Below are 12,234 nucleotides of genomic sequence, written 5' to 3'. Positions count from 1 at the left end.
TGATTTGCTCTTGAATATACTTCTTATTTCCCCATAAAGAAGGATTTTCTCTCTGCCGTAATCCATTGCTGCAAATCATCTTGGCTACGTCGAACAAGTCGATTCACTAAAACGTCATGCCATACATAATCCTCAAGTAAGTATATATGAACGGGGTCATCTGTATAAAAAGCAATATTACGCTCTTCAATTGATGGTCCGTAAATCATCTCTTTAGAATCTATAGATAAAATAAACCAATGTTCTGTAGACAGAGTTTCTGTATAAGGTGTGATACGATGAGCTTCTAGATTTTTAATTGGATTTTCAACATGCAGGGTAATACCTTGTATTGTAACTTTATCAGCTACTTCAGATAGATCTTCTTTTAACGCTTCATACATCTCATCCCACATTGAAATGACAATACGTCGTTCTGCTTTTTTTATTAATGCCTGACAATAGCTAATGATTGCTTGATTGTCTTTTAAAGTAATTACTCGATTATCCGTTTTTTCCTCGGAAGTTTCTAGTTTTTTTAATGAATCACTTATTCCTTCATAAGTAGACTGCCATTCTGATTGAGCTTTCTGTAAAAAGATTTCAACAGGTAGAGGTGAATAGCGAGTGGTGTCATTTATTTCTTCCTTCATGACAATTCCTTTTTCTACAAGGTTACCTAAAATCTCATAAATTCGCGCTCTTGGGACCCCTGAATCCTTACTCACTTGGTAGGCTGTAGCAGGCCCCTGTTTCACAAGAGATACATAAGATTTAGCTTCATATTCATTAAAACCAATTTTTTTAAGCTGTTGTACTATGTAGTCCACTTTTTTTCCTCCGATGTTTGCTTTTATATTTTAACGTTACAATAACTCTTTACATTTAGCAAATTGGTAGTTACTATTACAATAGTGACTAAAGGGGAGGCTACTAGTATGGATTTTTATTTAGACCCATCTGTATTAATGATTTTGATTGTTTTTGGGTTTGTGGCTGCATTTATTGATTCAGTTGTAGGTGGTGGCGGACTCATCGCCTTACCAGCTTTATTATTTACAGGATTGAATCCAGCAAGTGCAGTAGCCACGAATAAATTAGCATCAACAATGGGGAGTGCAACTAGTAATATTGTGTTTTATCGTTCTGGTAATCTTGATTTGAAATCGGCTTTAAAATTATTTCCAATCACTTTCATAGGTTCCATAATAGGGGCATGGACCGTTCATTTAATGAATCCAGAAGTACTGAAGCCATTGATGCTGATAATGCTTGGTGCAGTCGCTATTTATACGATATTCAAGAAGGATTGGGGAAGTATTTCCACTCATAAAAAATTGTCTGGTCGACACGTCATTATTTTTACCTTTTTTATTTTTGTTATTGGTTTTTATGATGGATTTCTAGGTCCTGGTACAGGTTCATTTTTAATGTTTTCTCTTTTATTTATTGGGTATGATTTTTTAAAAGCAGCAGGTACGGCGAAGTTTCTTAATTTAGGAAGTAACGTTGGTGCATTGTTCATGTTTATGTATGTAGGGCAAGTAAACTATGCGTATGGCTTCATAATGGGAATTGCTCAAATTGCTGGAGGGATTGCCGGATCCAGATTTGCTATAAAAAAAGGAAGCGGGTATGTTCGCGCCCTTTTCATTACCGTAACTTGTTTGTTGTTAGCGAAAAATCTGTATGACTATGTGCAGTAAGTAATGTAGAAACAGTGAACTATGCAGGCTACATAAATATAATAATTCCTTTTAACATGTTTTAGATGCTATCTTATTCGAAGATAGCATCTAAAAAAGTCTCATTTAAAAGGGAATGAAAATAATAGTAACGAATATTTTCCCGGGGGATGTTTTATCTATTCTACATTCTTTTTATAATTAACTCGTAATAAACTCTTAAAATCCACCTCAGCAATCAACACACTGACTAATATAAGTGTCGCCCCTAAGTATCCTTTTCCTGTAAGTGTTTCACCTGTGAAAACGAAAGCAAAGCCTGCGGAAAAGACAGGTTCTAATGAAAAGATAAGTCCGGTATGTGTAGGCGTTGTGTATTGCTGGGCAATCACTTGCACGATGAATGCGACTGCGGTGCAAAATATGCTTAAGGCTAAGATGATGAGCCATGAGTTGATTGTGCTAGGAAGCTTTGGCGTTTCGATAATGAATGAAAAAATAAGACTAAATAGGCCGACGAAACCAAGTTGCACTACTCCAAGTGCAATGGAATTCACATGTTTTGTTACGCTTCCGGTAATGATGACGTGAATCGCATAAAATAAGGCAGACAGTATGCAAAATATATCACCGTTACCGATCCTGAATTCGCTCGTTAATGTTAATAAGCCGATTCCTATTATCGTTAAAATGATTCCTACTATAACTTTCTTTTCCGGAATGTGTTTTAAAAATATAGCTGATAATATTGGAATGAAAATGACTGTGAGACAGAGTAAGAAACCAGCATTAGAAACACTCGTATACTTTGTGCCGAAAGTCGCGAAAATGTAAACGATAAATAAGACAGAAGCGAGTATAAATGCATATTTTACCGTTTCAAAATCGATTTTGAATAAATGTTTGTAAAATATTAAACCTGATAAAAGAAAGGCAATAATAAATCGTAATGCGATTAAATTGTATTCTTCTATGCCTTCAAGTCCGACCTTTGTAAGTAAGATGGATGCACCCCAAAAAAATGTAACTAATAGTAACATTAAATCCGCTTTTAATTGTAGTTTCATTTCTATTCCCTCGTTATGTATAAATTTTATAAGCCCATACCCCTATCCCCATTTTTTATTTTAATATTAATTCTGAATATTTGAAATGTAAATTTATCGACGTATTTTTCTTTTCCGAATACTGGGGAAGTATTGGTATGTATAAAAAAAAGGCCCAGTTTAGAAGGGCTTTTTTCTGTGAGCTTTTATTTGTTTACATAATATCTTTACAATCATTTGATAAAATAAAGTCAACTGCGTATTGTGAGGATGGGTGGTTATACCTTCTTTCCATTTGGAAGGAAAGGGGGTGATAATATGGAGTTTTTGTTTGACCTTGTAAAAGAATTTGTAAAAGCGACTGTACGTGAAGTTTCAGCGTATTTTTTGCGGAAGCAACTTCTGGGTAAGGACAACAAAAAACCCACTCCGCGCCGTAGGAAGCAAAAGGGTGGGTTTCGTAAAAAATAATAACGTATAATAACCACCACCCTATACGGTAGCAGTTAAGGAAGAGATGTTAGCGCATCTCTTCTTTTTATTATATGCCAATTTATTCGCTGTTACACTTATATAGTATTCTACGGAAAATATATCATATTCCTATTTTTGGGTCAATTTGATTGCATGATTGAAAAGGTGCAGTCTTATTCCTTTTCAAACTGAAAAATATCCCGGTTAATAAGTTGGTGGAGATACATATCCATTTCAGTAGCAGAAACTTTTCTTTCATTTTTAAACCACCATGCGCTTAATGAGGTGATTGCCCCTGAATAAAATTCAATGATTAAATCATTTGGCATCGTATGATTTTTGCGCAGTTGATGTAACGCTTCTATTTCTTGTTTTCTCGTTTCGTGACTTAAATACTGTGTCCGGTTAATAAATTGTTCATCAGACATTTGCGTCTCTAATATTTTACCGAGTTCTTCATGGTGTAGAAATTGTTCCATTACTTGAAATGGTTTACTTAATCGATCTGAAACGGGTATTTCAGCAATCATCTTGCTGTATCGTTTAAATCCAAAGGCTAATAAAGCATCTTTATCTTCAAAGTGTTTATAAAAGGTTGTTCGGTGTACCATCGCGCGATCACATATTTGGTTAATCGTGATGGTACTATATTTCTGTTTTGATTGCGTCATTAATTCAAATAAGGAATCCCATAGTAATTTATGTGTACGTCTAATACGTAAATCAATTTGTTTTTCATTATCGTTCATCTACAATTCTCCTTTTTTGTAGATTAAATATACAGTGGTTGAAAATTGATTCTCCCTTTTTAATCTACATATGTATATTATATTACATGTGTTTAGGTATATTTAAAGTTTTTTAAGTAAGAAACAGGAGGAGAATTTGCAAATGAATATAACAACTAAGGGCCCTGTAAGTGGCAAAGTTGATACTTCTAATTTGAAACATACCCCCATTTTAATTGCATTACTTTTAGGGGCAATGGTTGCGTTATTAAACGAAACGTTACTTGGTAATGCGTTAACAGTATTAATGAAAGAATTTGGTGTAACAGCTTCAACGATTCAATGGCTTTCTACAGCATACATGTTGGTGGTTGGGGTTTTAGTCCCAATTACAGCGTTACTTCAGCAATGGCTTACAACGAGACAAATGTTTTTAATCGCTATGGTAACGTTTTTAACTGGTACATTAATTGCGGGATTTGCACCGACATTTTCTGTTTTATTAATTGGCCGTATCGTCCAAGCGGTAGCGACAGGGTTGATTTCACCGTTATTAATGAATACGATTTTAATTATTTGTCCGCCTGAAAAACGTGGTGCCACAATGGGATTAATTGCACTTGTGATGATGGCAGCTCCAGCAATTGGTCCTACATTATCTGGAGTAATCGTCGACTCATTAAATTGGCGCTGGTTATTCTATATCGTTATTCCTATCGTGATCATTTCAATTATGATTGGGATGAAGTACATTCAAAATGTTTCAGAGTTAACAAGACCAAAAGTAGATTATCCATCTATCCTTTTATCGACATTAGGATTTGGCGGGCTTGTATATAGCTTTAGTGCATCAGGTGATTTAGGATGGTCCGATGCGAAAGTATATGGCGCTTTAATTGTTGGGCTTATATCATTATGTATTTTTGTCGTTCGACAATTAAAAATTGAGAATCCAATTTTAGAATTACGCGCATTTAAAGTTCCGATGTTTACATTATCAGTTGGATTAATTGTCATTGTGATGATGTCGTTATTTTCAACGATGACTTTATTACCGATGTTCTTGCAAACAGTTTTACTCGTTACAGCTTTTAAATCAGGAATTATCATGCTTCCGGGAAGTATGATTAGCGCTATAATGGGACCAATTGCAGGTAAACTCTTTGATAAATTTAGTCCGAAAGTTATTATCGTTCCTGGCATTGTGTTAGTAGGGATTGCAATGTTCTTATTTAAAGGCATTACACCTGACACATCAATGTTACAAATTATTATTATGCACAGCGTATTAATGGTTGGACTCATGTTTGTCATGACAGCACAAACATACGGTTTAAATCAATTAACACCAGATCTATATCCGCACGGAACAGCACTGTTTAATACGCTGCAGCAAGTAGCTGGCGCAATTGGTACGGCTATCTTTATTTCAAAAATGTCTTCAGGAACAACTCAGTATATGGAAAGCTCCGCAAATCCAATGGATCCAGTAGAGAAGTTAAATGGTTTAACGTCAGGATTCCAAGGTGCATTTGCACTTGGATTAGTCTTTATCGTTGTTGCATTTATCGTATCGTTGTTCTTAAAAGAAGAGAAAAAGGGAGTAGAAGCAACGAGAGTTTTACAGAACGAACATTAAGGTTTATATAAAAAAGACATCTTTCCCTAGCAAAGATGTCTTTTTCATATTTTTTTCGTAACACTTGTTTTGGTTGTCTTCATACATAAGAATTGGTATGTACAATATTTATCCTTTTTGAGAATAACGATGCAAAGCTGTGCTAATAACTAAAAGTCCAATAATGAGAGAGTGTGTTCTTATAATAAGTTCTGCCGCTAATAGTTCACCAGATGATTTAGTGACATCGTATATAGATTCTGTTATGAGAATAGGCATAGTCATGATTATGAAGTTATTATATTTGCATTAAACGATTTGCGCGTTTTTTATAGTGAAAATTAGAGACTCTTCAATAAAAAGGAATTAAATATGGTATTCTTTAGTTAATATATTTAAACGAAGACAGGGGAAATGAAGATGGACAAGAAGCTAACGTATTGGCTAGCATCTATTATAGGGGGAGTAGTACTTGCAACTGGTATGACTTATGGAATGTTACAGTTTGCTGAAGTCCCGCTTAAGAGTGAGGACCATGTTTTTGCAGAGGTTAATAAAGAAGACATACTATCGAATGAAGCAGAAGTGAAAGGTTCAAATGCACAACTTCACATTACAGTAACTTCTACTGAAGAAGAAGTTATTTCAGCTATGCATAGCATGACTCATCAAAAAGTAAAAGCGTGTGAAGGAAAGGGAGCAATCCCTATGTCCAAAAAGAATGCAGAGAAAGTAAGAAACATTCTAAACGGAAACAATTTCAAGAATAAAGAAGAGCTATTAGCAATTACTGAAAGATGGGCAAATAGAGATTTTAGTAAAATTTTAGAAGAACATAACTATTTTATTAAACTTCAAGGTGGCAAGATAGGTGAAGCTACAGTAATGGATACGGTAGAAGAGCAAATATTCTGTCTTAATACTTTCGGTGATGATGTAACGGCCGCATTAGTCAAATCAGGAGATCTTCAAGCGCTGTAAGGTGTTTTTTCTTTAATATAAAGAAAGCCTCAAGTATTCATATACTTGAGGCTTTTCCAATGGAAAGATAGGAATGATCCGAATTCCTTACATTAAGAACAAAGTGGAATTACTCCTAAACCAATTAATAAAGCTGCAGCAACTGCTGGAATTGGTACAGGAATTTGAATGCCTTCTACAAACAAGAAATACTGACCACTTACTATTTTAAAACAAACTACTTGCATGGCTATTCCTCCCTTCTTTTAGAATTAATACATTATATTAATTAATCTATTTATTTATATAGTTAAATTATTCATTTTTAAAAATATAGTTAATATGTGAATACTTTTCGAAAGGACCTGCTCAATCAATGCGGAAAAACATAAGATGAAACGAATCCATTAAAATACATGAGTGAACCTTAGTTTTCCCCTCTTATCTAAAGGAGGAACTATTATGGGTTATGGTGGTAGTTGTGGCGGTTGTGGCTTTTCTGGAGGCTTTGCTTTATTAGTTGTGTTATTCATTTTATTAATCATCGTTGGAGCTTCTTGCTTCTGCTAAAAACTATTGGAAAAGACACTCATATAGAGTGTCTTTTCTTTCGTGCAAAATGATTCCTGACAATAGCCAACTGTATAAAGTATACGGTATACTTTTGCCTCATTAGACATATAAAAATGTTGGAGGGATGTTATGAAACTAGTAGGGAAGCACATTTATATTCGGCTTTATAAAACTGCTGATGCTAACGAGTTAGCTAACTTACATATTAGAAATCGTGAATTTTTTCAACGAGTTTGTCCATTGCTCCCAGAAGTTTTTTATACAGAAGAACATCAAAAAATACGTCTTGAACAAGCTCTAAAAAAGACAGCTGAAGGGCAAGTATACCCTTTTGGAATCTTTTTAAGAGAAAATGATAAGCTTATCGGAGACATTTCATTAACTCAAATTGTTAGGGGAGACCTCCAAAGCTGTTATACGGGATTTACTTTAGATAAGGAGCATAATGCAAAGGGCTATACAACAGAGGCTCTTCAACTTGTTGTAGATTTTGCTTTTAGGGAATTAAAGCTACATAGAATTGAAGCAGGAGCGATACTTGATAATATAGCATCTATTCGTGTATTAGAAAAAGTGGGGTTTAAAAAAGAAGGTATAGCGAAAGAAAATATAAGGATTAATGGCAAATGGACAGATCATCAAATATTAGCTATTATCAATAGTTTGGATGTGTAAGTTTATTTTGATTCCAATAAAGATAATCATGTAACTCTTCAAACTCTACCAACAGTTTTATAGAGACCTGTACAATTTTCGGATCAGAAACTAACCTTACAAGTCTTGAAATTCCACCTAACTCTACAATTACTCTATTTGAAAATTTTACAACTAACCACACTAAGACTCTTATTCGTTTTAGTTTGAGCTTTAGCTTTGTATTTGCTGCGTTCGTCACATTGACTAGTAGAACATTTAAATCCACAACTCCACAAACAATTAGATTAACACCAGGGAGATACAAGGACTTTCTTATTTGAGGATGTTAAATGCCACTTCAGTTAACGCCTCATCAAGGCCATTATTTATCCAACAAACAACATATTCATATTACTGTGAGAATAGTGACTATGGTTAGTATTAGTTATTAAAGAGAGCTTTGGCTCTTTTTTTATTTTCTCTCGACATAATATGACAATATATGAATTAATAGTTTGGTATTATTATCTAGAAATCTTACATTTATCTACAAATTATTATTGTATTTTCAGGTTTTTAAATGTAAAATATTTCAATGTAAATACATACCATTTAGGGGGATAAAGAAATTTATGAAAAAATTATTAGCTTCAGCAACAGCGGTAACACTATTAACAGTGGGGTACAGTTCTTCTGCATTTGCAGCTAAGAGTCCTAATGATACAAAAAACTGTGGTCATTTTAAAAGTCAACAAGATGCTCAAGCATTCTGGGATCAAAATGGATATGGTGTTGGAAATGATCCACACCGTTTAGATAATGATAAAGACGGCATTCCATGTGAAGATTATAAATATCCAAAGAGCACAAATACTACAACAGAAAATAAAGAAACTACTAAACCTCAAGAACAACCTAAACAAGAAAATACTAAACAGGAAAACACTAAACAAGAACCTGTTAAACAAGAAAACACTAAGCAAGAGAATTCAAAACAAAATAACCAAACAACAAATAATAAACAAGAACAAACTAAGCCTCAAACAACTGCAAAAGAAACAAAGAAAAATACTAATACAGTTGTGAAAAAAGAAACGAAAAAACAAGGTGAAAAATTACCTAATACAGCATCAAACGGTGTTACAATGATGTTAGCAAGCTTAGGATTAGCATTAGCTGGTTCTGTATTAATGTTCCGTCGTAAAAAGACAAACGCATAAAATAGTTCCTTAAAACGGCAGGAGAAATCCTGTCGTTTTCAAATGGAGTGATAAAAGTGAATAAAAAACAATGGATAGGCTTATGTTTAACTGTTATTGGACTTACTATCTTTTCCTATTATTTTCTAGAATGGTATAATGCTAGACAATCAGCAGAGTCGTTAACAACTAACGAGGCTAAACAATATGAGACCTCCACACCTTCTAAAGAAAATGAAACGCAAAACATCAATCAAACAGAGACAGAGACAAAGATTGACACTTCATTACAAGAAAAACCTGTACAAATTCCTGCTTCAAAGGTAAACCATCAGTTAGGAGATAAAGTAGCATATTTAATTATCCCTAAAATACAAAAGAAATACTCTATATATTGGGGAGCTGATGATAAAGTATTAAAAAAGGGTGTAGGTATGTTTGTTAGTGACTTAACTACTACACCATCCGGAAATGGTCATACAGTTTTAAGTGGACATAGAGATACTGTTTTTACCGAGCTTGGTCAATTAAAGGAAAATGACCAACTTATCGTGGAATATGAAAATAAAACATATACATATGAAATTAACAAGCATTGGATAACAGATTCAGAAGATCGAACAGTTATTGTAGAAAAAAGTGAGCCAACATTAACATTAACAACTTGTTATCCTTTTGACTATATAGGAGACGCTCCAGATCGGTACATAATTGAAGCATCTCTACTTTCCATTCATTGAGGATGGAAAGTCCAATACACATTAATTTTAATAATATGTATTGGACTCCCATTCAAGTATCATTTTTCTTAATGAATATTTGGTATATTTTAGGGTGTTTTTTACTATTTTTATGTTAAGATATTTTGGTTGATATTCATCTTATTTTAGGAGGTTGGAAAATCTGTTACATGCTTTTCATATGGATTTTAGTTTCTATACCGAAAGTATAAAAGTTTTAGGGTTATTAGGGAATTCTACTCGCTTATCAATTGTTTGTAAATTGATTACATATGGATCGTTGTCAGTTTCTGATTTAAGTAAGCAAACAAGAATTACAGAGGATTTGATTGTACAACATTTGCGTAAATTAGCCTTTGGAAATATTGTAATTAGTGAACGTATAGGGAAAAGGCTTTATTTTAAAATAAAAGATAATAAAACAATTGAGATTATTAAGGTATTAGGATTACTAAGTTAATTTTCATTACTTTCAATATAAATGATTTTGCTATAACTCAATTGTGCAAAATCACATTTAGCCTGCCTACGGAAATAGGGAGGTTTTTAATATACAAAAAGGCGCCCATATAAGGGTGCCTTTTCCAATAGTTTTTTAGCAGAAGCAACTGCATCCGATAATGATTAATAAAATAAACAATACAACTAATAAAGCGAATCCTCCAGCGAAACCGCAGCCTTCGCCGCAACTACCACCATATCCCATAACAATAGTGCCTCCTTTAGATTAGAGGGTAAAACTAGGGTTCATTCCATGGATTTTAATGGGTTCACTTTACCTTATGTTTTTAAGAATTAATTGAGCAGGTCCTTTTGAAAATAGAAAAAAGACGCCATAAGGCGCCTTCCTTTTAGGTAGATAAGACTTTAGTTTTCCAATCTAAAGAAATTTTGTATCAGCTCTTTGAGAGTATATCATGATATTCGCTTGATTTATTATGCATTATTACATATCATTGTAAATCCCTCTATTTTCCATTTGATAAAATGCAATCCTAATATTGTTAATAATTAAATAAATATTTCTACAAATTGAAAATATTTACAAAAGATATAAAAGTGATACATTTAAGGTGCAAGTTATAAAAAATATTTAAGGGGGATTTATTATGTTTAAGAAATTAGTAGTAGGAACATTAACAATTGGTATCGTATTAACTGGAGGGATTGGAGCAACATCAGCAAGTACAGAAGGTGTAGATAATACTAAAAATTCAGCACCAATTATCCAACGTACCCAAATACTTAAAGATGATTTCAGTCTGATAAATGGTGAAAGAGAAGTATCGTTCGAACATGTAAAAAAAGCAGATATGAGAGTTCATATGACAAACAATACTAAAGGTACACTTGATTGGTCTTTAAAAGACTCAAAAGGTAATGTTATTGGTTCTGGATCGTTAGCAGCAGGAAAGGGTTTTACAAATACGTACAATACTCTTCCAAAAGGTAAATATAAGCTTAAAGTTACTCACAGAAATGGTGGTTCTGGATCATTCTATGCAGCTGCTCGTACTTTAGACTAGTATATATAGAATCATCTTAAGTATATTAAAGAAGAACAATCAGGGAGTTTGAGGATTAAGGAGTTTTGTTATAATATCATCGTGCTAATGCAAAATCAAAAAAGGCCTACCTAGGAAAATAGGTGGGCTTTTTAATGCAGAAAAAAAGACACCTAAAGGTGTCTTCTGACTTGAATTAATATTTCAAACCGGACGGTTCGGTCTGAAATGGAGTTAAGATATTAACAAATTAATTTTCTTAATATTCACCTGTAGCATATTCTCTCTTATTCTTTTAGTTAAAAATAATAAATAGCAATCACTGCTAGCGAATTATTAATCATGTGCATTATAATTCCCACATATAAACGCCCGGTTAACTTATAAGTACAACCTAAACCAATTCCCAAAAGGAAATATGGAATTGTTTCTAAAGAAAGAAGACTAACATGCATACCTGCAAAAATAGCTGAAGAAACAAGTACACCTAACCAGGAATTTTTAAAAATTCCATGCTGTATAACACCACGATAGACAATTTCTTCACCAATGGGTGCTACTAGAGCAATAGAAAATGCGAAGACTAAAATGGGTAACGTTACTTGGCTTTCTAATTCAACTTGATTAGATGACTGAAAACTTATAAAGTCTGCTAGTAACAGCGGTAGGGATTTACATACTACAGTTAGTACTAGACCTAAAAGTAAGCTTTTTGGCAAACTCATCGTAAAATTATTTTGATTTGTAAAAGGCTCTTTAGATCTACGATAATAAAAATAAATTATTAGAACAACTAACAAATCAATTGCGTCAAACGAAATGCTCATCCCGCCAAACTGTTCATCACTAATGAAATAAACTAGTGCGATAAGTTGCTTTAAAATCATATAAAACACAAAAATCCCTAACGATATTGCCGACATTTTATTGAATCGACATTGTTTTTTTAATATACCAAACACAAAAAATCCTCCTTGAAATAATTTTATTCGTAGAACATGATAACAAAGTCTAACTTCTTTTGCACTACTTATATAATAAAAATACAATTTAAATATATCTAAATTATATAATATCAACTTAGAAATATT

Annotated in this window: 18 protein-coding genes; 10 read left to right on the top strand and 8 right to left on the bottom strand. The window is 33.2% G+C overall.

The window, feature by feature from the left end; translation table 11 throughout:
• Positions 1–23 precede the first annotated feature (23 nt).
• Positions 24–809 carry a TrmB family transcriptional regulator gene (locus tag ACTFR8_RS18610; RefSeq protein ID WP_000384575.1) on the bottom strand — a complete coding sequence of 262 codons (786 nt, stop codon included), beginning with the start codon at positions 807–809 and terminating at the stop codon, positions 24–26.
• A gap of 108 nt (positions 810–917) precedes the next feature.
• Here ACTFR8_RS18610 and ACTFR8_RS18605 point away from each other — a divergent pair, with 108 nt between their 5' ends.
• The gene (locus ACTFR8_RS18605; RefSeq protein ID WP_252209844.1) at positions 918–1,685 is read left to right on the top strand and encodes a TSUP family transporter; all 768 of its coding nucleotides are present in this window, start codon (positions 918–920) and stop codon (positions 1,683–1,685) included.
• A gap of 158 nt (positions 1,686–1,843) precedes the next feature.
• On the opposite strand, the gene ACTFR8_RS18600 is transcribed toward ACTFR8_RS18605, so the two are convergent.
• A complete protein-coding gene (locus ACTFR8_RS18600) occupies positions 1,844–2,731 on the bottom strand; it encodes a DMT family transporter (RefSeq protein ID WP_000776066.1) in 888 nt (295 codons plus the stop codon).
• Between the two features lie 297 nt (positions 2,732–3,028).
• Here ACTFR8_RS18600 and ACTFR8_RS18595 point away from each other — a divergent pair, with 297 nt between their 5' ends.
• The gene (locus ACTFR8_RS18595) at positions 3,029–3,181 is read left to right on the top strand and encodes a hypothetical protein (protein ID WP_000394757.1); all 153 of its coding nucleotides are present in this window, start codon (positions 3,029–3,031) and stop codon (positions 3,179–3,181) included.
• Positions 3,182–3,357: 176 nt separating this feature from the next.
• Here ACTFR8_RS18595 and ACTFR8_RS18590 read toward each other — a convergent pair whose 3' ends face one another.
• A complete protein-coding gene (locus ACTFR8_RS18590; protein WP_001984134.1) occupies positions 3,358–3,933 on the bottom strand; it encodes a TetR/AcrR family transcriptional regulator in 576 nt (191 codons plus the stop codon).
• 142 nt (positions 3,934–4,075) lie between these two features.
• On the opposite strand from ACTFR8_RS18590, the gene ACTFR8_RS18585 reads away from it, so the two are divergent.
• Positions 4,076–5,551 carry an MDR family MFS transporter gene (locus tag ACTFR8_RS18585; RefSeq protein WP_252209845.1) on the top strand — a complete coding sequence of 492 codons (1,476 nt, stop codon included), beginning with the start codon at positions 4,076–4,078 and terminating at the stop codon, positions 5,549–5,551.
• Positions 5,552–5,659: 108 nt separating this feature from the next.
• Here the strand turns inward: ACTFR8_RS18585 and ACTFR8_RS18580 are convergent, their stop codons facing one another.
• The gene (locus tag ACTFR8_RS18580) at positions 5,660–5,815 is read right to left on the bottom strand and encodes a hypothetical protein (protein WP_180985045.1); all 156 of its coding nucleotides are present in this window, start codon (positions 5,813–5,815) and stop codon (positions 5,660–5,662) included.
• 135 nt (positions 5,816–5,950) lie between these two features.
• Here ACTFR8_RS18580 and ACTFR8_RS18575 point away from each other — a divergent pair, with 135 nt between their 5' ends.
• Complete coding sequence (locus ACTFR8_RS18575) at positions 5,951–6,511, top strand: PRK06770 family protein (RefSeq protein WP_098906464.1); 561 nt, start codon at positions 5,951–5,953, stop codon at positions 6,509–6,511.
• A gap of 92 nt (positions 6,512–6,603) precedes the next feature.
• Here ACTFR8_RS18575 and ACTFR8_RS18570 read toward each other — a convergent pair whose 3' ends face one another.
• Entirely contained in the window at positions 6,604–6,738 is a 135-nt protein-coding gene (locus ACTFR8_RS18570; protein WP_001198456.1) for a hypothetical protein, read from the bottom strand.
• A 214-nt stretch (positions 6,739–6,952) separates the two neighbouring features.
• Here ACTFR8_RS18570 and ACTFR8_RS18565 point away from each other — a divergent pair, with 214 nt between their 5' ends.
• Both ACTFR8_RS18565 and ACTFR8_RS18560 read left to right on the top strand, forming a co-directional pair.
• Positions 6,953–7,060, top strand: coding sequence for a YjcZ family sporulation protein (locus ACTFR8_RS18565; protein ID WP_000540375.1), 108 nt, complete (start codon positions 6,953–6,955; stop codon positions 7,058–7,060).
• A gap of 132 nt (positions 7,061–7,192) precedes the next feature.
• Complete coding sequence (locus tag ACTFR8_RS18560; protein WP_097995558.1) at positions 7,193–7,738, top strand: GNAT family N-acetyltransferase; 546 nt, start codon at positions 7,193–7,195, stop codon at positions 7,736–7,738.
• On the opposite strand, the gene ACTFR8_RS18555 is transcribed toward ACTFR8_RS18560, so the two are convergent.
• Entirely contained in the window at positions 7,719–7,958 is a 240-nt protein-coding gene (locus tag ACTFR8_RS18555) for a hypothetical protein (RefSeq protein WP_164876736.1), read from the bottom strand. The two genes, ACTFR8_RS18560 and ACTFR8_RS18555, sit on opposite strands and share 20 nt — an antisense overlap.
• Before the next feature lie 373 nt (positions 7,959–8,331).
• On the opposite strand from ACTFR8_RS18555, the gene ACTFR8_RS18550 reads away from it, so the two are divergent.
• The 3 genes from ACTFR8_RS18550 to ACTFR8_RS18540 all read left to right on the top strand — a co-directional run bounded on the left by ACTFR8_RS18550 (position 8,332) and on the right by ACTFR8_RS18540 (position 10,098).
• Positions 8,332–8,919, top strand: a complete 588-nt coding sequence (locus ACTFR8_RS18550) for an excalibur calcium-binding domain-containing protein (protein WP_000734536.1) — start codon at positions 8,332–8,334, stop codon at positions 8,917–8,919.
• 56 nt (positions 8,920–8,975) lie between these two features.
• Positions 8,976–9,638 (top strand): class D sortase, encoded by a 663-nt coding sequence (locus ACTFR8_RS18545; protein WP_252209846.1) that lies wholly within the window; start codon positions 8,976–8,978, stop codon positions 9,636–9,638.
• 181 nt (positions 9,639–9,819) lie between these two features.
• Entirely contained in the window at positions 9,820–10,098 is a 279-nt protein-coding gene (locus ACTFR8_RS18540; protein ID WP_000347623.1) for an ArsR/SmtB family transcription factor, read from the top strand.
• A 135-nt stretch (positions 10,099–10,233) separates the two neighbouring features.
• Here ACTFR8_RS18540 and ACTFR8_RS18535 read toward each other — a convergent pair whose 3' ends face one another.
• Positions 10,234–10,344, bottom strand: coding sequence for a YjcZ family sporulation protein (locus ACTFR8_RS18535; protein ID WP_000540371.1), 111 nt, complete (start codon positions 10,342–10,344; stop codon positions 10,234–10,236).
• A 403-nt stretch (positions 10,345–10,747) separates the two neighbouring features.
• Here ACTFR8_RS18535 and ACTFR8_RS18530 point away from each other — a divergent pair, with 403 nt between their 5' ends.
• Positions 10,748–11,164 (top strand): hypothetical protein, encoded by a 417-nt coding sequence (locus tag ACTFR8_RS18530; protein ID WP_000473852.1) that lies wholly within the window; start codon positions 10,748–10,750, stop codon positions 11,162–11,164.
• Positions 11,165–11,442: 278 nt separating this feature from the next.
• Here the strand turns inward: ACTFR8_RS18530 and ACTFR8_RS18525 are convergent, their stop codons facing one another.
• Complete coding sequence (locus tag ACTFR8_RS18525; RefSeq protein ID WP_000467045.1) at positions 11,443–12,105, bottom strand: CPBP family intramembrane glutamic endopeptidase; 663 nt, start codon at positions 12,103–12,105, stop codon at positions 11,443–11,445.
• Positions 12,106–12,234 lie beyond the last annotated feature (129 nt).

Origin of the sequence: Bacillus cereus group sp. MYBK15-3 (assembly GCF_051916765.1) — a bacterium.
Lineage (GTDB): Bacteria > Bacillota > Bacilli > Bacillales > Bacillaceae_G > Bacillus_A > Bacillus_A cereus.
Note: the sequence above shows the minus strand (reverse complement) of the source record. Positions and strands in the feature narration are given on the sequence as shown.

What these genes read in the sequence shown, in the direction of transcription:
- ACTFR8_RS18605 (WP_252209844.1), top strand. Translation starts at nt 918, where the DNA reads ATGGATTTTTATTTAGACCCATCTGTATTAATGATTTTGATTGTTTTT.
- ACTFR8_RS18600 (WP_000776066.1), bottom strand. Translation starts at nt 2,731, where the DNA reads ATGAAACTACAATTAAAAGCGGATTTAATGTTACTATTAGTTACATTT.
- ACTFR8_RS18595 (WP_000394757.1), top strand. Translation starts at nt 3,029, where the DNA reads ATGGAGTTTTTGTTTGACCTTGTAAAAGAATTTGTAAAAGCGACTGTA.
- ACTFR8_RS18590 (WP_001984134.1), bottom strand. Translation starts at nt 3,933, where the DNA reads ATGAACGATAATGAAAAACAAATTGATTTACGTATTAGACGTACACAT.
- ACTFR8_RS18585 (WP_252209845.1), top strand. Translation starts at nt 4,076, where the DNA reads ATGAATATAACAACTAAGGGCCCTGTAAGTGGCAAAGTTGATACTTCT.
- ACTFR8_RS18580 (WP_180985045.1), bottom strand. Translation starts at nt 5,815, where the DNA reads ATGACTATGCCTATTCTCATAACAGAATCTATATACGATGTCACTAAA.
- ACTFR8_RS18575 (WP_098906464.1), top strand. Translation starts at nt 5,951, where the DNA reads ATGGACAAGAAGCTAACGTATTGGCTAGCATCTATTATAGGGGGAGTA.
- ACTFR8_RS18570 (WP_001198456.1), bottom strand. Translation starts at nt 6,738, where the DNA reads ATGCAAGTAGTTTGTTTTAAAATAGTAAGTGGTCAGTATTTCTTGTTT.
- ACTFR8_RS18565 (WP_000540375.1), top strand. Translation starts at nt 6,953, where the DNA reads ATGGGTTATGGTGGTAGTTGTGGCGGTTGTGGCTTTTCTGGAGGCTTT.
- ACTFR8_RS18560 (WP_097995558.1), top strand. Translation starts at nt 7,193, where the DNA reads ATGAAACTAGTAGGGAAGCACATTTATATTCGGCTTTATAAAACTGCT.
- ACTFR8_RS18550 (WP_000734536.1), top strand. Translation starts at nt 8,332, where the DNA reads ATGAAAAAATTATTAGCTTCAGCAACAGCGGTAACACTATTAACAGTG.
- ACTFR8_RS18540 (WP_000347623.1), top strand. Translation starts at nt 9,820, where the DNA reads ATGGATTTTAGTTTCTATACCGAAAGTATAAAAGTTTTAGGGTTATTA.
- ACTFR8_RS18535 (WP_000540371.1), bottom strand. Translation starts at nt 10,344, where the DNA reads ATGGGATATGGTGGTAGTTGCGGCGAAGGCTGCGGTTTCGCTGGAGGA.
- ACTFR8_RS18530 (WP_000473852.1), top strand. Translation starts at nt 10,748, where the DNA reads ATGTTTAAGAAATTAGTAGTAGGAACATTAACAATTGGTATCGTATTA.